The organism is Mesorhizobium sp. WSM3626 (genome assembly GCF_000513935.1).
In the GTDB taxonomy this organism is placed as follows: Bacteria; Pseudomonadota; Alphaproteobacteria; order Rhizobiales; family Rhizobiaceae; genus Mesorhizobium; species Mesorhizobium salmacidum.
The window spans coordinates 85,492-104,110 of the sequence record NZ_AZUY01000007.1; the positions used below are offsets into that span (position 1 = coordinate 85,492).

Annotated in this window: 18 protein-coding genes, 1 tRNA gene and 1 pseudogene; 8 read left to right on the plus strand and 12 right to left on the minus strand. The window is 63.0% G+C overall.

Annotation, left to right across the window (positions count from 1 at the left end):
• Nucleotides 1-16 precede the first annotated feature (16 nt).
• Nucleotides 17-1,597, plus strand: a complete 1,581-nt coding sequence (locus M653_RS0107795) for a 5-guanidino-2-oxopentanoate decarboxylase (RefSeq protein ID WP_027142832.1) — start codon at nucleotides 17-19, stop codon at nucleotides 1,595-1,597.
• 236 nt (nucleotides 1,598-1,833) lie between these two features.
• Nucleotides 1,834-2,541 (plus strand): SDR family NAD(P)-dependent oxidoreductase, encoded by a 708-nt coding sequence (locus M653_RS0107800; protein WP_027142833.1) that lies wholly within the window; start codon nucleotides 1,834-1,836, stop codon nucleotides 2,539-2,541.
• Between the two features lie 131 nt (nucleotides 2,542-2,672).
• On the opposite strand, the gene rpsA is transcribed toward M653_RS0107800, so the two are convergent.
• The 3 genes from rpsA to aroA form a co-directional block, all read right to left on the minus strand.
• A complete protein-coding gene (gene rpsA, locus M653_RS0107805; protein WP_027142834.1) occupies nucleotides 2,673-4,370 on the minus strand; it encodes a 30S ribosomal protein S1 in 1,698 nt (565 codons plus the stop codon).
• A gap of 205 nt (nucleotides 4,371-4,575) precedes the next feature.
• The gene (gene cmk, locus M653_RS0107810) at nucleotides 4,576-5,226 is read right to left on the minus strand and encodes a (d)CMP kinase (protein WP_027142835.1); all 651 of its coding nucleotides are present in this window, start codon (nucleotides 5,224-5,226) and stop codon (nucleotides 4,576-4,578) included.
• A 489-nt stretch (nucleotides 5,227-5,715) separates the two neighbouring features.
• Entirely contained in the window at nucleotides 5,716-7,074 is a 1,359-nt protein-coding gene (gene aroA / locus M653_RS0107815; RefSeq protein ID WP_027142836.1) for a 3-phosphoshikimate 1-carboxyvinyltransferase, read from the minus strand.
• Between the two features lie 205 nt (nucleotides 7,075-7,279).
• On the opposite strand from aroA, the gene M653_RS0107820 reads away from it, so the two are divergent.
• Nucleotides 7,280-7,669, plus strand: coding sequence for a TIGR02300 family protein (locus M653_RS0107820; RefSeq protein WP_027142837.1), 390 nt, complete (start codon nucleotides 7,280-7,282; stop codon nucleotides 7,667-7,669).
• A gap of 172 nt (nucleotides 7,670-7,841) precedes the next feature.
• Nucleotides 7,842-7,917, plus strand: a tRNA-Ala gene (locus tag M653_RS0107825).
• 155 nt (nucleotides 7,918-8,072) lie between these two features.
• Here the strand turns inward: M653_RS0107825 and M653_RS0107830 are convergent.
• The 4 genes from M653_RS0107830 to M653_RS0107845 form a co-directional block, all read right to left on the minus strand.
• Entirely contained in the window at nucleotides 8,073-8,300 is a 228-nt protein-coding gene (locus M653_RS0107830; protein WP_027142838.1) for a hypothetical protein, read from the minus strand.
• A 7-nt stretch (nucleotides 8,301-8,307) separates the two neighbouring features.
• Nucleotides 8,308-8,601 carry a hypothetical protein gene (locus tag M653_RS0107835; RefSeq protein WP_245262076.1) on the minus strand — a complete coding sequence of 98 codons (294 nt, stop codon included), beginning with the start codon at nucleotides 8,599-8,601 and terminating at the stop codon, nucleotides 8,308-8,310.
• A gap of 36 nt (nucleotides 8,602-8,637) precedes the next feature.
• Entirely contained in the window at nucleotides 8,638-9,429 is a 792-nt protein-coding gene (locus tag M653_RS0107840) for a Crp/Fnr family transcriptional regulator (protein WP_348626232.1), read from the minus strand.
• A gap of 89 nt (nucleotides 9,430-9,518) precedes the next feature.
• Nucleotides 9,519-10,193, minus strand: a complete 675-nt coding sequence (locus tag M653_RS0107845; protein ID WP_027142841.1) for a GntR family transcriptional regulator — start codon at nucleotides 10,191-10,193, stop codon at nucleotides 9,519-9,521.
• A 209-nt stretch (nucleotides 10,194-10,402) separates the two neighbouring features.
• On the opposite strand from M653_RS0107845, the pseudogene M653_RS0107850 reads away from it, so the two are divergent.
• Together M653_RS0107850 and M653_RS0107855 are read left to right on the plus strand one after the other, a co-directional pair.
• Nucleotides 10,403-10,564, plus strand: a pseudogene (locus M653_RS0107850) (SfnB family sulfur acquisition oxidoreductase); the annotation flags it as partial.
• 142 nt (nucleotides 10,565-10,706) lie between these two features.
• Complete coding sequence (locus tag M653_RS0107855; protein ID WP_027142843.1) at nucleotides 10,707-11,192, plus strand: hypothetical protein; 486 nt, start codon at nucleotides 10,707-10,709, stop codon at nucleotides 11,190-11,192.
• A gap of 73 nt (nucleotides 11,193-11,265) precedes the next feature.
• Here the strand turns inward: M653_RS0107855 and M653_RS0107860 are convergent, their stop codons facing one another.
• Nucleotides 11,266-11,925, minus strand: a complete 660-nt coding sequence (locus tag M653_RS0107860) for a TetR/AcrR family transcriptional regulator (protein ID WP_032935098.1) — start codon at nucleotides 11,923-11,925, stop codon at nucleotides 11,266-11,268.
• Between the two features lie 276 nt (nucleotides 11,926-12,201).
• Here M653_RS0107860 and M653_RS0107865 point away from each other — a divergent pair, with 276 nt between their 5' ends.
• Nucleotides 12,202-13,641, plus strand: coding sequence for an aldehyde dehydrogenase family protein (locus M653_RS0107865; RefSeq protein ID WP_027142845.1), 1,440 nt, complete (start codon nucleotides 12,202-12,204; stop codon nucleotides 13,639-13,641).
• 59 nt (nucleotides 13,642-13,700) lie between these two features.
• The gene (locus tag M653_RS0107870; protein WP_027142846.1) at nucleotides 13,701-14,276 is read left to right on the plus strand and encodes a DUF1349 domain-containing protein; all 576 of its coding nucleotides are present in this window, start codon (nucleotides 13,701-13,703) and stop codon (nucleotides 14,274-14,276) included.
• A gap of 53 nt (nucleotides 14,277-14,329) precedes the next feature.
• On the opposite strand, the gene M653_RS0107875 is transcribed toward M653_RS0107870, so the two are convergent.
• The 4 genes from M653_RS0107875 to M653_RS0107890 form a co-directional block, all read right to left on the minus strand.
• A complete protein-coding gene (locus M653_RS0107875) occupies nucleotides 14,330-14,566 on the minus strand; it encodes a hypothetical protein (protein WP_027142847.1) in 237 nt (78 codons plus the stop codon).
• A 54-nt stretch (nucleotides 14,567-14,620) separates the two neighbouring features.
• Nucleotides 14,621-16,150 carry a mercuric reductase gene (locus M653_RS0107880; RefSeq protein ID WP_027142848.1) on the minus strand — a complete coding sequence of 510 codons (1,530 nt, stop codon included), beginning with the start codon at nucleotides 16,148-16,150 and terminating at the stop codon, nucleotides 14,621-14,623.
• Nucleotides 16,140-17,480, minus strand: a complete 1,341-nt coding sequence (locus M653_RS0107885) for a glucoamylase family protein (protein ID WP_027142849.1) — start codon at nucleotides 17,478-17,480, stop codon at nucleotides 16,140-16,142. The genes M653_RS0107880 and M653_RS0107885 overlap by 11 nt, the downstream gene beginning before the upstream one ends.
• A 229-nt stretch (nucleotides 17,481-17,709) precedes the next feature.
• Nucleotides 17,710-18,462, minus strand: coding sequence for an SDR family NAD(P)-dependent oxidoreductase (locus M653_RS0107890; RefSeq protein ID WP_027142850.1), 753 nt, complete (start codon nucleotides 18,460-18,462; stop codon nucleotides 17,710-17,712).
• Nucleotides 18,463-18,619: the final 157 nt, after the last annotated feature.

Consider the following 18,619-nt stretch of genomic DNA (forward strand, 5'->3'; position numbering starts at 1 on the left):
AACCGGGAGAAAACCAATGACCACCATCGGCGAAGCATTGATTTCGCTACTCGAGGCCCATGGCGTCGACACCGTGTTCGGCATCCCCGGCGTCCACACGGTCGAGCTCTATCGGGGGCTGGCGAGGTCGAAGATCCGCCATGTCACGCCGCGCCACGAACAGGGCGCCGGCTTCATGGCCGACGGCTATGCCCGCGCCAGCGGCAGGCCGGGCGTCGCCTTCGTCATCACCGGGCCGGGGCTGACCAACACCATCACCGCCATGGGCCAGGCGCGCGCTGATTCGGTACCGATGCTGGTGATTTCTGGCGTCAACGCCACCGATACGCTCGGCAAGGGGCTCGGCTTTCTGCATGAATTGCCTGATCAGCGCGGCATGATGGAGAAGGTGGCGTTGATGTCGGTACGCGTCACCGGGGCCAGCGAGTTGCCCGGTGCGTTGGCGCGGGCCTTCGCCCTGTTTTCCTCCTCGCGCCCCGGCCCTGTGCATATCGAGATCCCGACCGACGTCATGGTCAAGCCGGCGGACGGTATCGCCGCCCTGCTCAGCAATGCGGCGCCTCCAGCACCGAATGGTGCGGCAATTGCGAACGCGGCCAAGCTCATCGCCGCCGCGCGGCGTCCGCTGATCCTTGCCGGCGGCGGCGCCAGGAAGGCGGAAGCCCCGCTACGGCGCCTCGCCGAAAGGCTGGGCGCTCCGGTCGTCGAGACGACCAATGCGCGCGGGCTGCTGCACCGCCATCCGCTCTGCGTGCCGGCAAGTCCGAGCCTGAAGGCGGTTCGCGCGCTGATGGCCGAGGCCGATCTGGTGATCGCCGCCGGCACCGAATTCGGCGCGACCGACTATGACGGCTATGGCGACGGCGGCTTTGTGCTGCCTTCAAACCTGATCCGTATCGACATCGGTGCCGACCAGCTTGCGCGGCGCCCGGTGACGGTCGCCATCCAGGCTGACTGCGCCGAGGCGATCGAGGCCCTGCTTGCGGCGATCGATCCGGCCCACAGAGCCGGTGAAGATGGTCATGGCCGCGCCGCGACGGGGCGAAAGGCCGCCTTTGCCGAGTTGAGCCCGGCCTATGCGGCGCAGGTGCACGCCGTTGAAATGATCCGCGACGCCTTGCCCGGGGCCATCATTGTCGGCGACTCGACGCAGCCGATTTACGCCGCCAATCTCTATTACGACCACGACCGGCCTGGCGGCTGGTTCAATGCCGCGACCGGCTTCGGCGCGCTGGGCTATGGCCCTCCGGCGGCGATCGGCGCGGCACTCGCCATGCCCGATGCACCGGTGGTCTGCCTGACCGGCGACGGCGGCTTCCAGTTCACCTTGCCGGAGATAGCCGTAGCGCTGGATTCCGAAGCGCCTGTCATCTTCGTCGTCTGGAACAACAGGGGCTATCGCGAGATCGAGACCTCGATGCTCGATGTCGGCGTTGAACCTGTCGGCGTGTCGCCGGCGCCGCCCAATTTCTGCAAGCTGGCCGAAGCCTATGGCATTGGCGCCGAAAGGCTGGCCGACATCGGCGCCTTGCCTCAGGCGCTGAAGCACGCCCGGGCAACAGGACTGCCGCGCGTGATCGAAATCACGGTCGTTTGAACCATCCAGGCTGGCCTTGGTCCCTCGTCCGGAGGCGGATCATTCGCCGGCTTAGTCCTGAAGGGCGTGGGCCGCTTCCGGGTGGCTTCGCTATTCGACGATGTCCTGACGCATGCAAAGACGTGACGGCTGCCATGTCGAGATATCGGTTGAGTGATCGGCTGAAAGGCGCGACGCTTTGCGTCGGCGCGGCAAACCAACGACAAAAGTCATAAAAATGACAGGAGCGGTCCAGGATGATGGAAACACTTGAAGGCAGGCATATCGTTGTGACCGGTGGAACCGGCGCGCTCGGTGGGGCGGTGGTCGGCAGACTGCTGGAGCAGGGCGCGATCTGCCATGTGCCGAACGCGCACGCCGCCGCGCCTTCACATTTCCCCTTCACCGCGCATGACAATGTGAAGCTGGCGCACAATGTCGACCTGTCGGACTCCGCCAAGGTCGAAGCCTTCTATTCCCAGGTCCCTGCCTTGTGGGGATCGATCCATCTGGCGGGCGGCTTTGCCAAGGCACCGGTGGAAAAGATCGAATCGGCATCCTTTGCCGAGATGATGGACACCAACGCCCGCACCACCTTCCTGTGCAGCCGCGCGGCCATCCGCTCGATGCTGGCGTCGGGCTCTGCCGGCCGCATCGTCAATGTCACCGCGCGCGCCGGGCTCGACCCCAGGCGCGGCGCCGGGATGGTCGCCTACACCGCCAGCAAGGCGGCGGTCGCGGCCATGACGGTGGCAATGGCGGAAGAGCTCAAGGCCAATGGCATCCTGGTTAATGCCGTCGCCCCCTCGACGCTCGACACGCCGGCAAATCGCGCCGACATGCCGGATGCCGATTTCACCAAATGGGTCAGCCTCGAAGCGGCGGCTGAAGCAATCGCCTATCTCGCCTCGCCCACCAACCAGGCGATGAGCGGAACGCTGGTGCCGCTTTACGGACGCGCTTAATGCATGTCGCAGCAGGTCGGGCGAATCCTAGTCGCCGCGACATGCTGTAGCCGGCCTCCGACAGCATTCGTCAAAGAAAACCCCGCCGGAGCGATCCGGCGGGGTTTTGTTTTCAAGGCTGCGAGAAGAGCTTAGCTGCCCTGCTTCTTCAGTGCGGCACCCAGGATATCGCCCAGCGAAGCGCCGGAGTCGGTCGAGCCGTACTGGGCGACCGCTTCCTTCTCTTCGGCGATTTCCAGCGCCTTGATCGAGACCTGCAGCTTGCGGGTCTTCTTGTCGAAGGCGATGACGCGGGCGTCGACCTTCTGGCCGACGGTGAAGCGCTCGGGGCGCTGCTCGTCGCGATCGCGGCTGAGGTCGGAGCGCTTGATGAAGGTCTCGATGCCGCTGTCGACCAGCCGCACTTCCAGACCGCCATCCTTGACGCCGATGACTTCGCAGGTGACGACCGCGTTCTTGCGCAGTTCTCCGCTCGTCGCCGCTTCGCCGACCGTGTCCTTGGCCAGCTGCTTGATGCCGAGCGAGATGCGCTCCTTGTCGATGTCGACGTCGAGCACCTGCGCCTTGACCATGTCGCCGCGATTGTACTCTTCGATGACCTGCTCGCCCGGACGGGTCCAGTCGAGATCGGAGAGGTGCACCATGCCGTCCACGTCGCCCTCGAGGCCGATGAACAGGCCGAACTCGGTCTTGTTCTTGACCTCGCCCTCGACCTGGCTGCCGACCGGATGGCTGGAGGCGAAAGCCTGCCACGGATTCTCCAGCGTCTGCTTGAGACCGAGCGAGATGCGGCGCTTGGCCGGATCGACCTCGAGCACCACCACGTCGACTTCCTGCGTCGTCGACAGGATCTTGCCGGGGTGCACGTTCTTCTTCGTCCACGACATTTCCGAAACGTGGATGAGACCCTCGATGCCCGGCTCCAGCTCGACGAACGCGCCGTAGTCGGTGATGTTGGTGACGGTGCCCTTGATCTTCTTGCCGATCGGGAACTTGGTGCCGATCTCGGACCACGGGTCGCTCTCGAGCTGCTTCATGCCGAGCGAGATACGGTGGGTTTCCTGGTTGATGCGGATGATCTGCACCTTGACCGTCTGACCGATGTTGAGGATTTCGGTCGGATGGTTGACGCGGCGCCAGGCCATGTCGGTGACGTGCAGCAGGCCATCGATGCCGCCGAGGTCGACGAACGCACCGTAGTCGGTGATGTTCTTGACGACACCCTCGACAACCTGGCCTTCTTCGAGGTTCTGCACGATTTCCGAACGCTGTTCGGCGCGGCTCTCCTCGAGCACGGTACGGCGCGACACCACGATGTTGCCGCGGCGGCGATCCATCTTGAGGATCTCGAAGGGCTGCGGGTTGTGCATCAGCGGGGAAACGTCGCGGATCGGGCGGATATCGACCTGGCTGCGCGGCAGGAAGGCCACGGCGCCGTCGAGGTCGACGGTGAAGCCGCCCTTGACCTGATTGAAGATGACGCCTTCGACGCGCTCACCCTTGGTGAACTTCTCTTCGAGACGGACCCAGCTCTCTTCGCGGCGGGCCTTCTCACGCGAAAGCATCGCTTCGCCAAGCGCGTTCTCGATGCGCTCGACATAAACTTCGACGGTGTCACCGACCTTGAGAGTGGTGTCCTTGCCCTTGACGCCGAATTCCTTCAGCGGCACGCGGCCTTCGACCTTGAGGCCGACGTCGATGATGGCCATGTCCTTTTCGATCGCGGTGATCGTGCCCTTGACGACCTGGCCTTCGCCGGAATGGCCGGCGGTGAATGATTCTTCGAGCAGGCTCGCGAAATCATCGCGAGTGGGATTTGCAGTTGACATTGTTTCTCCTGGAGTGCCCCGCATCTCAAGCGGGACGGGCGCCGTGGGTTTGCGTTGCGTTGGCCTGCCGGCGTTCCGGGCTAAAAGCCCTGGGCCGCTTTTTTGGCGGCAATTCCGGCGCATGAAGAATGCTAGCAGGCTGGTTCGTCCCCGATATGGGTATTTTCTTCGCCTCCGGCAATCGGAAGCAGCATGAAAACCCGGATCAGGCCTTGTTTCTCTTGGCCAGCACGTCGTCGATGACAGACATGGCCGCGAGAAACGCGGCTTCTATAGCCATTTCGCTGGTATCAAGCAAGTGCGCGTCGGCGGCCGGCTTCAGTGGCGAGTCGGTTCGGCCCATGTCGCGCTCGTCGCGGCGTTGGATATCGGCAAGGATTTCGGCGAAATTGGCGGTGCCGCCGATGCTTTCGATTTCGGCCAGCCTGCGTTGTGCCCGCACTTCGGCGCTGGCCGTCACATAGAGCTTTATGTCGGCGTCGGGGCATACGACGGTGCCGATGTCGCGGCCGTCAAGCACCGCGCCCGGCGGCGTCCTGGCGAAGTCGCGCTGCTTTTCGACCAGGATGCGGCGCACGGTCGGGAAAACCGCGATCTTCGAAGCCGCTTCGCCAACCGCATGCGCCGACAGCACCGCCCGGTCGAGTTTTGCCAGGTCGACCTGGCGCGCCGCGGTCTCGGCCGCCGAGACGTTGTCGAGCGGCAAGCCAAGCCGCAGCAGTGCATACGCTACCGCGCGATAGGTGAGGCCGGTGTCGAGGAGGTTGAGTCGATAATGATCGGCCAGCCGCCGCGCCAGCGTGCCCTTGCCGGCACCGGCGGGTCCGTCGATGGCGATGGTGAAGAACTGAGTCATGAACGACAACAAGCCGAGAACCGGCGTCAATGCAATATGCCACCAGCGGTTCGAACGAGTTAGCGCTAGTGCCGAGCAGGCTGCGAATTTGTTCTAAAAACAGAAAATACCAAGCCCAGTATATGCCCGAAAAAATACACGCTGAGGATCGCATAGCCACCCATCACCAACAATATGGCGCTTGAGGCCAGATAAGCTCGGGCTGGCAATGCAGGCCATATGAGCAGCCAATGGCTCCGCACGAAGAAGCCATGCTTGGTATGGTCAGTCCGATCCATAGGGCTGCGGTCAAACCAAGGCGCACCCATGAATAGTTTCGATCTTTCACAGCCTTGGCAACGGACATCGCCTTCGCAATCGTCAAAACTGCACCAGCTATTATCCTCGAGACTAGGAAACTCATGGCTCTCTCCAATGTTCACTCGACCTTGAAGGGCCGGCCTTAAAGAACAATTGAGTCGGCAGCCAAATTTGACGACAATTCTGGGTTTACGATATCTCCGCGCCAAGTCCCTTCATCAACCCCATGAACTCCGGAAAGCTCGTCGCGATCATCGCCTGGTCGTCGATCGTCACCGGCTTCTCCGTCGCCAGTCCCATCACCAGAAAGCTCATGGCGATGCGGTGGTCGAGATGGGTCTCAACGGTCGTGTCCCGCCCGTTGGGATGACCGCCCAGACCCTTGCCGCCCGGCTTGCCGCGCACGGCAAGCGAAGCTTCGCTCTCGGTGCAGTCGACGCCGTTGAGCTTCAATCCGGTGGCCACGGCCGAGAGCCGATCGGACTCCTTCACCCGCAGTTCTTCCAGCCCTTGCATCAGCGTCTCGCCCTCGGCGAAGCTGGCGGCAACGGCCAGCACCGGATACTCGTCGATCATCGACGGCGCCCGCTCGGGAGGCACGGTGACGCCTTTCAGTTCGGAGTAGCGCACGCGCAGGTCGGCGACGTCCTCGCCGCCGGCATTGCGCGGGTTCAAGATGTCGATCTGGCCGCCCATCTCCTGCAGCGTGAGAAGCAGGCCGGTGCGGGTCGGGTTCATCAGCACATTTTCGATCGTGATGTCCGAGCCCGGCACGATCAGCGCCGCCACCAGCGGGAAACCCGCCGATGAAGGGTCGCCCGGCACCGCGATGGTCTGGCCGGTCAGCTTGCCCTGGCCTTCGATGAAGATGTGGCGCACGCCGCGCTCGTCGGTCTCGACCGACAGGTTGGCGCCAAACCCTTTCAGCATCTTTTCGGTATGGTCGCGCGTCATCACCGGTTCGATCACCGTGGTGATGCCTGGCGTGTTCAGCCCGGCCAGCAGCACCGCCGACTTCACCTGCGCCGAGGCCATCGGCACGCGGTAGGTGATCGGTGCCGCGTGTTTTGGGCCATGCAGCGTGATCGGCATGCGGTCGCCGGGCGTGGCTTTGAGCACCTGCACGCCCATCTGGCGCAAGGGTTCAAGCACGCGCCCCATCGGCCGACCGGATAGCGAAGCATCGCCGATGAAGGTCGTCTCCATGTCATAGGTGCCGACAAGGCCCATGGTCAGCCGCGAGCCGGTGCCGGCATTGCCGAAGTCGAGCGGTCCTTCCGGCTGCAGCAGCGCGCCGTTGCCGGTACCGCGGATCACCCATTCGGCGCCGTGCTTCTCTATATGCGCGCCCATCGCCTTCATGGCCGCCCCCGTGCGCATCACGTCCTCGCCCTCGAGCAGGCCGGTGATGCGGGTTTCGCCGGAGGCGAGCCCTCCGAACATGAAGGAGCGGTGCGAGATCGACTTGTCGCCCGGCACGCGGGCCGTGCCGGAAAGGGCTGGTGACTTGCGGGCGGTGGCCGGCTTGGCAGCGGCGGCGTGAGACATGGAATTTCCCTGGACGGATGCCGGCTGACCGGCGCTTTTCATTTGTTGCGGCGGTCTCGTATCACGGCGAGGCGAAATGGTCATCCCCACGGTCGTCACTTGGCGCGAAGCCTTTCAATGCTTGGTTTGTGACGCCGGCTTTTCGCTTTGACAGCGCTGCAAACTGTGGTTAAGGGGACCACTCTTTTATTGACGAGGCTTGGCCGTGGTAAAAACCGAACTTGGCACAAAACGCATCGACCCTGAAACGGGCCGGAAATTCTACGACCTGAACAAGGACCCGATCGTCTCGCCCTATACCGGCAAGAGCTATCCACGTTCCTATTTCGATGAAGGCAAGATCGCCGCCGTCGAGGAGGAGGAGGAAGTAGCCGAGAAGGAAGTGGACGCCGAGGACGAAGAGGGCGTCGAGGTCGTCTCGCTCGAAGAGGCGGAAGACGATGCCAAGAGCGACGATCTTCCCGATCTCGGCGACGACGAGGATGACGTCGACCTCGGCGACGACGAGGATGACACCTTTCTCGCCGACGAAGAGGAAGAAGAAGACGACGTTTCCGACATGATCGGCGTCGGCGACGACGACGACGAGGTCTGACAAGGTCTCGAACGCGAGCCTTTGCCGGCTTTCACCGCCTGTGAAGAAAAAGCCGCCGATGAAGGCTTGATATCTGGGAAAGGCGGGGTTAGAAGCCGCCTGCACTAACGGCGCGGTCTTCCAACCCGCGCCGATCTCTCGCCGGAAACGGCGCCGGCTGACTGCCGGGAGTGGGGCCATAGCTCAGTTGGGAGAGCGCTTGAATGGCATTCAAGAGGTCGTCGGTTCGATCCCGATTGGCTCCACCAAACAGTCTCCGGGGTGTTTAGGACAACCCTTTGATTTCAAGGCATTACTTTGAAATGTACTGATCTGGCGTGACGTCTCCAGCTTCGCGGTGACGTCTGACTTGGGTTGCGCATCCGGATGCCCATTCAACAAATCAGGGACCGAGCTCGAACAGTCACGGAACGTCGGCGTCGAATTCGATGGCAAATCCCGCATCGATTGCGCTTCGCGCTATGTGGTCGCCAAGTTCCCAATCCGTGAGCTCGCAAAGCGGAAACATCTTTCTCACGGCGCGGATAACCCCGGATAGCGAAACGCTGGGGCTGTCGACATTGTCGATCAGGTAGCGGACAATGGCCTGGCGAACGTCCGTGGAAGCAGTCCTCTGCGCCAGCGCGGACATCTCCGGCCTACGAATGGAGACGCGGTGCCGAGCCGTCCGGCTCGGCTGCGTCGAAAGCGACGGGCACCATGTGAGCGATGCAGGCCGCCGCCAGCATTTCCTCCAATTCGTGATCGGTGGCCTTGCATGCCGGCATAAGAGTTCGGATGGCGCGGATTGCTTGTGCAATGGAGAGAAAGCGGGCCTTGCCCCTGGAAAGGACATAGGCTTCGGCCGCTCCTTCCACCGTGATGGTGTGAAACGTGTTGGTCATCAAGAATGCCTCCCTGAAATCCAAGCCAATACGACTTTCGACCAACATGCGGCGGTCTTCAAGCCTATGTCCGATTCCGGACATTCAGCCGGAGGCGATGCCGAAGTGACGCTGCTCCTCCTCGCCATATGCGCCGTGCGTGAGTTTTATCATTCCGGTGCGGTCGACAATCGTGATCTCGCCGCGCTTGGCGTGGACCAGCCCTCGGTATTCAAGCATCTGGAGAGCCGTGGTAACGCCGGGGCGTCGGGAACCGAGCATGGTCGCCAGAAATTCATGCGTCAGATAGATGATATTTCCTTCGGCGCGGTCGTTGACCATCAGCAGCCAGCGGGCCAGCCGTTCCTCGATTTTCGAATGACCATTGACCAGCGCCGTTCGCGATGACTGGATAAGGAATTCGTGGGCGTAGCGAAGCAGTGACGGGCGAAGGGTCTGGCTGCCGGCAATCGCAATGCGAAGCGGTTCAACCGGCAGGGACCAGCCTTTGCTGGCGACCTGGATATAGGTTTCATTGGGAGACCTGTCCTGGCCGAGGACGACCGCAATGCCCGTCATGCCGTCATAGCCGATCAGGCCGACTTCGCTTTGCCGCCCTCCAGTCATGGCGGCGACCACCGATGCGATACCGGTCTCGGGGAAATAGACGTGCTCGATCGGCTGATATGCGATCTCCAGCCGGGCTTTGATGGCCAGTTCGACGTGATGCATCGATGGCCGTAAAAGCGCGAAATCCTCGGGCGTGAGGGTATTCAAAACATGGTTGCGAAAAGTGGATTGAGGCATGGCACTTCTCCCTGACGGGCAAGAGCACGTACCTCTCACTGTCGGCTGCACCCGGATAAATGGCGGCCGATGGTTGAGTTTACGCTCCATGGGCGGGCTTGGCAAATAATTGCGCCCGCGTCGGGCGAGGCCAGCCCAAGACCATTCCTCCTGCGACGATCGCTTCCGGTCGCGGGTTTTCAGCCGAGAAGGTCGGCGGCGACTTCGAGCGTGTTGCGGAACGACGTCTCGAGGTGGTTTTCCATCGCCTGTGCCGCGCCCTCGGCATCGTGTCGCTTCAGGGCGTCGAGAATGGCTTCGTGCTGCTCGATCGTCTGTTCGCCATAGCCGGGCTTTGGAATGGCGAGGTAACGGCCGCGGTCCATCTGCGCCTTCGAGATGTCGACCGCCCGCCAGATCATCGGCAGGCCACAGATTTCGGCAATAGTGCGATGGAAGACATCGTCGAGCTGGATCGCGGTCGCGTATCTGGCGCGCGATATGGCAAGCCTGTGCGCCGCCATATTGTCCTCCAGCAGTTCGGCGGACTCCGGCGTGAGCTTGACGGCCGCGCGCCTGGCGCTCTCCATCTCCAGGGCCCGGCGGATGACATAGGCTTCCTCGAGATCGGCGCGGCCGATCGGCGCGACATAGGTGCCGGTCTGCGCCAGGATCTTGACCAGACCTTCGTCACTGATGCGCTTGACCGCTTCCCGCACCGGCGTGCGCGAAACGCCGAGCGCCTCCGCGATGGCCACCTCGTTGATCACTTCCCCCGGCTTCATCTGTCCGACGACGATCAGGTTGCGGATCTTCTGGTAGATCTGATCGCGGAGCGGCAGCGCCCGATTGAGGGTCGAAGGGTCCAGGTCCATGGCAAATCCATAGCTTCGGTCACCGGAAATGGTCGGATTATATTAGAATGTAAATCGGAATGCAGCCAATGAGAGGTGGTCTCTGTCGACAAGCGCGCTCGATCTTTTCGGGCGGCATCGAGAATTCGTGCGCCTGCGGGCGCAATCGAGGACGACCGCAATACCGTTGCCCAGCTATGCCTTGGAGCGATGGATGTCTCGGTCTACGCGAACTGGCCGGCACGGGCTCGACGCTGGCCGAGCACAATCTCGATCGCCATTGGCGCAGCGCCCGCACGCACACGCTGCACGATCCGGTGCGCTGGAAATATTCGATCCTCGGCAAATATTTCCTCAACGGTGAAAATCCGCCGCTGCACGCCTGGAGCTGATTTATCACCGGCGGCCGGGACGAGCGGCACCGTCGAGCTAAGTGGCTTCGCCCCTGTCGGTTATCCCGGGTGAAAGCTTACCCGCAATTTACGACCATCGGTTACATCAGTTCCTGTCTGATTCGCCCGGGACAGGAACATCATGAGCAAAGCCCTCACATCCTTCGCACTGGTCGCGGTGCTGACCGCCTTGCTTGTGGCGCTGGGCCTGGCGGTGGCAAGGCACGGTTATCCCTATGGAGCGATCGGTGTGAGACGGCTAGACGGCATCGCCGATGCCGGCACGTTCATTCCACTTGCAGCGGTCTATTTCTTCAGCGCCCTGCTGATGATGATCCTGCCGATCAGGGCAGCCAGCATTGTCCTGACCAACGCCGCGGACGCGATCCTCTGGACCGTCGTCGTGCTGTTCGCGGCCATCCTTGGCTGCCTCGTCGCCAGGTGGGCGTTCGGTCAGCGGGATGTCTTGTGGGCGGTGTTGAACTGGCGCTTCCTTTTTGCGGCTGCGATCATCGGCTGCCATTTCGTCATGAACGAGTTGCGCCGCAATGTGCTGCTGCGCAGCCTGTTCTTCGTGGTCTTTGCCGCCGCGACGCTGGCCTGCCTGTTCTGGTCGTTTACGCTTTGAGCATGATCAGCGCTGGCTAATTTTCGGCGGCGATGTTGCCGACATGGATGCGCAGCTTGCTTCCAGGGGATGGCTACCGGGTGCGGGGGACGGTCTTCTCGACGTAGCGCGAGAAATCCTCGATATCCTGGGGCGAGGGCTCCCGGCCGGTGAAGCTGCGCAGATAGGCGGCAACATGCGGCAGGCGGCTGCTCATCGGCTCGTTGAGTTCCAGCGAATAGTAGCCGATCTGCATGAAATAGAGCACGCGAGCGCGCACGAACGCGTCTTCCTCCTCATAGCCATGACGCATGAACATGTCGCGTATGGCATTGACGCGTCCTTCGTCGGCCTCATCGAGCGCACGCCGGATGGTCGGGGAGCGGCGCGCCCAGGCCCGGATCGCGAAATCCAGCCGGGGGTCGAACAGCTTTTCGTCTACCCAGCATTCGAAAATGCTCATCACCCCGCGAATGACAGTCGCGGAAGGGCGTTGGGCGCGCTCGACGATGAATCGGGTATTGGTCTGTCGCCAGTGGTCCAGCAAATGGTCGAGCAGGTCCTGGCGGCTCTTGAAATACCAATAGAAGCTCGAGCGCGAGACGTCGAGCTGCTGGCCTAGCGTCAGCACACGGACGCGTTCGACGCCATCCGAGATCAGGGTTTCAAGCGCGAGCTTCAGCCAGTCGTCCCGAGTGGCCTTGATGTTGCCGGTGGCGCCGGCACGCTGGATCGTCGTCTCGGGTGCTGCCATCAGCACGACGCTTGACACGCCGCATCAGGCAAATCAAGGTCGTGGACATATCTGTACAGGGCAATTCAACCTTGACCCGGAGCGCTATCCACCGAGGTTAGCCGGATTGGTTGTCGACGCGGCACTTGTCGCCGCTGCACCGAAGGCATGAGCGCGGGCCCGGGACTTTTGTCGCGGCTTTCGAGCCCAGTGCGTGCTTTCCCGCAGCGCAATTGTCTGGCAAATACCACTTCAGACAGATGCGGCCGCGCGGCCAGCAAGCAGGAAGGCAAGGACATGACAGCGTTACGAAAGAACCTCATCGATGGCGAATGGGTCGGCGATGCCGGGTCCCGCAACATCAACCCTTCGGATACCGGCGACGTCGTCGGCGAATATGCCTCGGCGGGCGTCGAACAGGCGGGCCAGGCGATAGCGGCGGCCAAGGCGGCGTTTCCGGCATGGTCCCGCTCCGGTCCGCTGGCCCGTCATGCGGTGCTGAAAAAGGCGGCTGACGAGATCATGGCGCGCAAGGACGAACTCGGCCGCAATCTTGCGCGTGAGGAAGGCAAGACGCTGGCCGAGGGCATTGGCGAGACCATTCGCGCCGCCCAGATATTCGATTTCTTTGCCGGCGAAACATTGCGCCTGTCGGGAGAGGTGGTGCCAAGCGTGCGGCCGGGCGTCGGCGTCGAGATCACGCGCGAAGCGGTCGGCGTGGTCGGCATCATCACGCCATGGAATTTCCCCATCGCTATCCCCGCCTGGAAGATCGCTCCGGCGCTGGCTCACGGCAACACCATCGTCTTCAAGCCGGCCGAACTCGTTCCCGAGAGCGCTTGGTCGATCGTCGACATCCTGCATCGCGCCGGCCTGCCCAAGGGCGTGCTGAACCTCGTCATGGGCAAGGGCTCGGTGGTCGGCCAGGCAATGCTCGACAGCCCCGACGTCAACGCCATCTCCTTCACCGGCTCGGTGGGAACCGGCAAGCGCGTCGCCGCGGCAAGTGTCGAGCACATGCGCAAGTTCCAGCTCGAAATGGGCGGCAAGAACCCGCTGGTCGTGCTCGACGATGCCGATCTCGCGGTCGCCGTCGATTGCGCGCTGAACGGCGCCTTCTTCTCGACCGGCCAGCGCTGCACGGCCTCGTCGCGTTTGATCGTCACCAACGGCATCCACGACCGTTTCGTCGACGCGCTCAAGGAGCGCATGGAAAAGCTGGTGATCGGCGATGCGCTCGACGCGCAGACCCAGATCGGCCCGGTTGTCGACGCGACCCAGCTCAAGCAGGACGAGGACTATATCGCCATCGGTGTCCGGGAAGGCGCCACGCTCGCCTTCGGCGGCGAGCGGCTCGACCGCAAGACGCCGGGTTTCTATCTCAAGCCGGCGCTGCTGACCGAGGCCACCAATGCCATGCGCAGTTCGCGCGAGGAGATTTTCGGCCCCGTCGCCAGCGTGATCCGCGTCCAGGACTATGACGAGGCGCTTGCCGTCGCCAACGACACGCCGTTCGGCCTGACCTCGGGCATCTGCACCACGAGCCTCAAGCACGCCACGCATTTCAAGCGCAACTCGGAAGCCGGCATGGTGATGGTCAACCTGCCGACGGCGGGTGTGGACTTCCATGTTCCCTTCGGCGGGCGCAAGGGCTCGAGCTTCGGCCCGCGCGAACAGGGTCGCTACGCCATGGAGTTCTATACCACGGTAAAGACCGCTTATACGTTCGCGGGATGAGTTGGCGCGCCGGCTGACCGGCCGGCGAGCCGTCACCTCACCAGAAACCGGTGCAAGCGATGACGTTGCAGGACCTGACCTGGCTCAACCCGCCGCCGCATCACGCCATCGAAGGTGATGGCGTGCGTGTGCGCACCGGCAAGGAGACCGATTTCTGGCGCGAGACCTTCTATGGTTTCTGGCGCGACAACGGCCACTTCCTGTCTCGGCGGGTCGAGGGCGACTTCACCGCCGAGGTCACCGTCAAGGGCGACTACAAGGTGCTTTACGACCAGGCCGGGCTGATGGTCCGGCTGAGCGAAACACACTGGATCAAGGCCGGCATCGAATACACTGACGGCCTTGCCTATGTCTCCGTCGTTGTCACCAACGACACCTCGGACTGGTCGCTGGTGGCCATCGCCGCTGGCCCGGGCGGCGTCAGGATCCGCCTGACCCGCCACGGCGAAGCGATCCGTGTCCAGTATCTCGACGCTTCCGACGGTCATTGGAAGCCGGTGCGGCTCGCCTATTTCCCGATCTCGAAGATGGTCGATGTCGGCATGATGTGCTGTTCGCCGCAGCGTGAAGGTTTCGAGGTCACGTTCTCCGGATTTGCGGTCGGCCCACCGATTGCGCGGGACCTGCACGACTGACGCCCGCAAACTATCTGGAGCCTCTGCGCGAGGAGCTTCGGCGGGCCGCCGCCTCACCACGGGACGTGTAGGATTTCCAGCTTGGGCAGGCCGACCGGCCGGATGCCGAGGTCGTTGGCAAGGAGGCGCCACGAATCGAGCAGCATCCGGTCGCTCCTTTCGGCATTTTCGACGAGCTCCACACCAGGCAATCCGGCCAGCGCCCGCACGGTTGCCTCGGGGATCGTCGGATAGAGGCTGTCGGTCGCGGCTTCGGCGGGCAGTACGTTGGGAGTTCCATTAAGCGACATCGATCGGCACCTTGTGCCGAAAGACCGATCAGCTTGTCGCAGTGGTTCTTGGGGTTATCGCCTGGACCATGCCAGCCAGCGCGCCGCCAGCCGCCTGCGCAAGGAGGTGAACCGTGTCCGCCTGTAGGCATCGCCCGCCATCTTGATGCCTTGCGTCTGTGTCGGGAAAGGATGGATGACATCGGCCAACGCATGCAATCCCATGCCCGATCGGATGGCGAGGGTCACCGTGTTGATCATCTCGCCGGCATGGCTGGCGACGACCGTCGCCCCCAGGATACGGTCGGATCCCTCCCTGACGTGGATCTTGACGAACCCTTCTTCCTCGCCGTCCATCACGGCACGGGCGACGTCGTGCATCAGCACGGTGTAGGTCTTGACCGGAATGCCGTTGCCGCGCGCCTCCAGGGGGTAGAGACCGACATGGGCGATCTCCGGATCGGTATAGGTGCACCAGGGAACGACGAGTTCGCTGAGCTTTTCGCGGCCGCGAAACAAGGCATTGCGCACGACAATGCGCGCCGTTGCCTCGGCGGTGTGGGTGAACTTGTATTCGAGGCAGACGTCGCCCGCCGCGTAGATGTGCGGGTTGCTGGTTCGCAGATAGTCATCCACCTCGATGCCGCTGGCGTCATACGCCACGCCAGCCTCTTCGAGGTCGAGACCCGCGATATTGGGTGAACGGCCGACGCCGGTGATGATCTCGTCCACCGAAATCGTCGTCGTGTCGCCATCCCGCATCAGGTCGGCGAACTTGTTTGCCCCTTCCCTGCGCACCGCCACCACTTCGGTGTTCAGGCACACCTCCACCCCCTCGCGCGCCAGCGCATCCGAAAGGATCTGCGCGGCGTCGCGTTCCTCGCCGGGCAGGAACATCGGATCGCTCTGCGCCAGGATGACTTTCGCGCCGAGCAGGCAGAAGGCCTGCGCCGTCTCGCAGCCAAGCGGCCCACCGCCGATGACGAGGAGCCGCGGCGGGCATTGCGTAAGGTCGAACATCGTCTCGTTGCTGAGATAACCAGCTTCGACCAGTCCCGGAATGGCAGGGAAGGCCGGATGCGCGCCTGTCGCAATCAGCGCCTTCTTGAAATGCAGCGTGCTGTCCGCGACCGTGACCGTATCGCGTCCGGCAAATCGCGCCTCGCCGAAATACAGATCGATTCCTTCCGAAACCAGGCTCGCCGCGGAATCGGCACGGCTGATCCGCTGCCGGATCTGCCGCATCCGTGTCATTGCCCGTTGAAAATCGACACGAAGATGGTCCGGCGGGTCGCCGCCAAAACTCTCGGCATCGCGCATGTCGGCATAAAGCCTGGCCGTGCGGATGATCGACTTCGACGGAATGCTACCGGCATTGACGCAGGCGCCGCCGATCAGCCCACGCTCGATCAGCGCGACCTTCGCTCCAAGGCTCGCCGCGTCACGCGCGGCGGTCAACCCTGCCGGCCCGGCGCCGATGACGACGAGATTATAGGGGCCGTTCGGGATCGGGTTCTTCCAGTGCGGGGGATGCGCGCCCCTGATCAGTTCGACGTCGTTGCGGTCGACGGGGAAGGCGGCGGCTCTCGTCGGTTCACCTGACATCGCGCCCCCCGGTTGCCGGCCGCGACAGCCACCCGCCGGTGAAGCCGGCCTTGCCCAAGCCGCGACGGATATGGGGATTGGAGCGCATGAGCTCCCAGATCAGGCCGGAACGGTGGTTTTCGATCATCATCACCGCAATACCCTGGTCCAGTCCGAAATGGCCTTCCGACACCCAGCCATTGCGGCCGAATTTTCGTCGGTTGGCCAATGTCGGGTTGAAACCGCTCGGCAGCCGGAAATTGTCGATCACGTCCGGGTAACGATCGACGAGGTGGCGTAGCGCCGCCAGGCAGATATCCGGCGCGAAAGGCAGCGACGCCGGATAGGACCATGGCGCGATCGTGCCGTCATCCGGACCGAAAGGCGCGCCGCGCGCCGCATAACCGGAAAACCGGTGGCGCCGTCGCTCCACGCTGGCGCGGAAGCCGCCTGGTCCGTCGCCTGCCGAAAGGCCCCACAGGTTCTCGCCATAGCCGTCAAAGCCGTAAGGATTGTGCCGGGCGTAATCGCGGTGAAGGTGTGTCGAGCGGCGGCTGTTTTCGAAATAGTCCGAATTCTTCTCGCGCATGAAAGCGTCGCGGATGCCGGCGAAATCGATCCAGGCATGTGAGAATTGGTGCATGAACAGCGGCCCGCCATAGAGCACGTCGTGGCCGTAGATGTTTTCCCATTGATAGGTCGCCGTCCAGGCCTCGTAGCTGCCGTCGGAACTCGGGCGGTCCGGTGAGGCCATGGACAGCACATAGAGGATCGTCGCCTCGTTGTAGCCTTCCCAGCCATAGTGCAGAAAGCCGCTCCTGGCCTTCCAGCCCTGGCGGAGCGTCGGGCTGCTGCCTTGCGCCCATCGCCAGTCGACGCGCCTGTAGAGCGCCTCGGCCAGTTGGCGGATTTCGGCCTCATCGTCATTGTCCCCGGAAAAATAGGCGCCCGCCACCAGCATGCCGGCGATCAGCAAGGCGGTGTCGACCATCGACAGCTCGCAGCGCCAGACGCGCAAACCAGTCCGCATGTCGAGGAAGTGGTAGTAAAAACCCTTGTGGCCGGTGACGTCCTGGCCGCTGCCTTGCGTGCTGGTCTGGAAGAAGCGTAGCGCCGCAAGGGTCAGCCTGGCAGCCGCGTCGCGCGCTATCCAGCCACGTTCGACGCCGATCGGATAGCAGGACAGGGCGAAACCGACGACGGCGATGCTGCACGGTGAATTGGGCCGCGACGTGTCGGCGACCAGCCCGTTGTCGGGATTCACATTCTCCAGGAAATAGCCGAAGGCGGCGCGTTGATAGCGGTCCAGAAGCTCGTCATCGGCCAGCGCGGCGGGATCTGCTCTAAGCAAACGATGCAAACTCCAACATGATGATCGCGGCTCCCGTTGATCGCACGCCACCGGCACGGTGGCCGGGGGGCCTCGCACCTGCCGGGCTCTCTCGTCGTGTCATGGCATTTCCCTGTTATGGCACGTTCATTGAGACGTCAGCTACCATAAGCCTGTCCAGCTCCAATCGTTGCTTCGTCACGCGGAGTTGTAGTTGGCTCGCGCCAACTCGGAACTGCCTCGATACGGCTCAATAAGTGGCGCGGCCGCCCGAAACGTCAAACACGGCGGCCGTGGTGAACGAGCATTCCTCCGAGGCGATCCATGAGATCAGCGCCGCCACCTCCTCGACCTCGCCGAAGCGAGCCATCGGTATCTTGGACAGCATGAAGTCGATGTGCTCCTGGCTCATCTGCTTGAAGATCGCTGTGCGTACGGCGGCCGGCGTCACGCAATTGACCGTCACCTTGGTCTTGGCGAGCTCCTTGCCGAGCGACTTGGTCAGGCCGATCACCGCCGCCTTCGACGTGCTGTAGGCGGAAGCGTTGGGATTGCCTTCCTTGCCGGCGATCGAGGCAATGTTGACGATGCGGCCATAGTTGCGCTCAAGCATGTGCGGCACCAACGCCTTGTTGCAGTAGAAGACGCCGTTGAGGTTGATGTCGATGACCCTTTGCCAGTCCTCGGCCGAATAGGACCAGGTCGTCATGTTCGGCCCGGTGATGGCGGCGCTGGTGACCAGTATGTCGACGCCGCCGAGGGCTTCGATAGTCGATTGTGCGGCGGCCTCCACACTTGCCGCATCCGCAACGTCCATCATCACCCCATGCAGGCCGGGAATAACGGCTTTCGCCTGTTCGATCTGTGCTGGATCGCGATCCCAGACACTGACGCGCCCGCCTTCGTCGACGATCCTCTGCGCGACCGCCAGGCCGATGCCCGAGGCGCCGCCGGTAATCACCGCCGCGCGGCCGGCGAAGCGTCCCGCGAAATTCATCGGCATGTGATCCCCTCCCTGTCTATCCTGGCTGAAAGCCGATCTATGTGATGGCCTCCATTCGAGACTGTGAGGGTACCGCCAGCCGAGTTCAAGTCGGTATGCGGTCGGATCGTCTGGGCCAACACCGGCCGGACTATGGGGTGTGATCTCTCGGCGATCG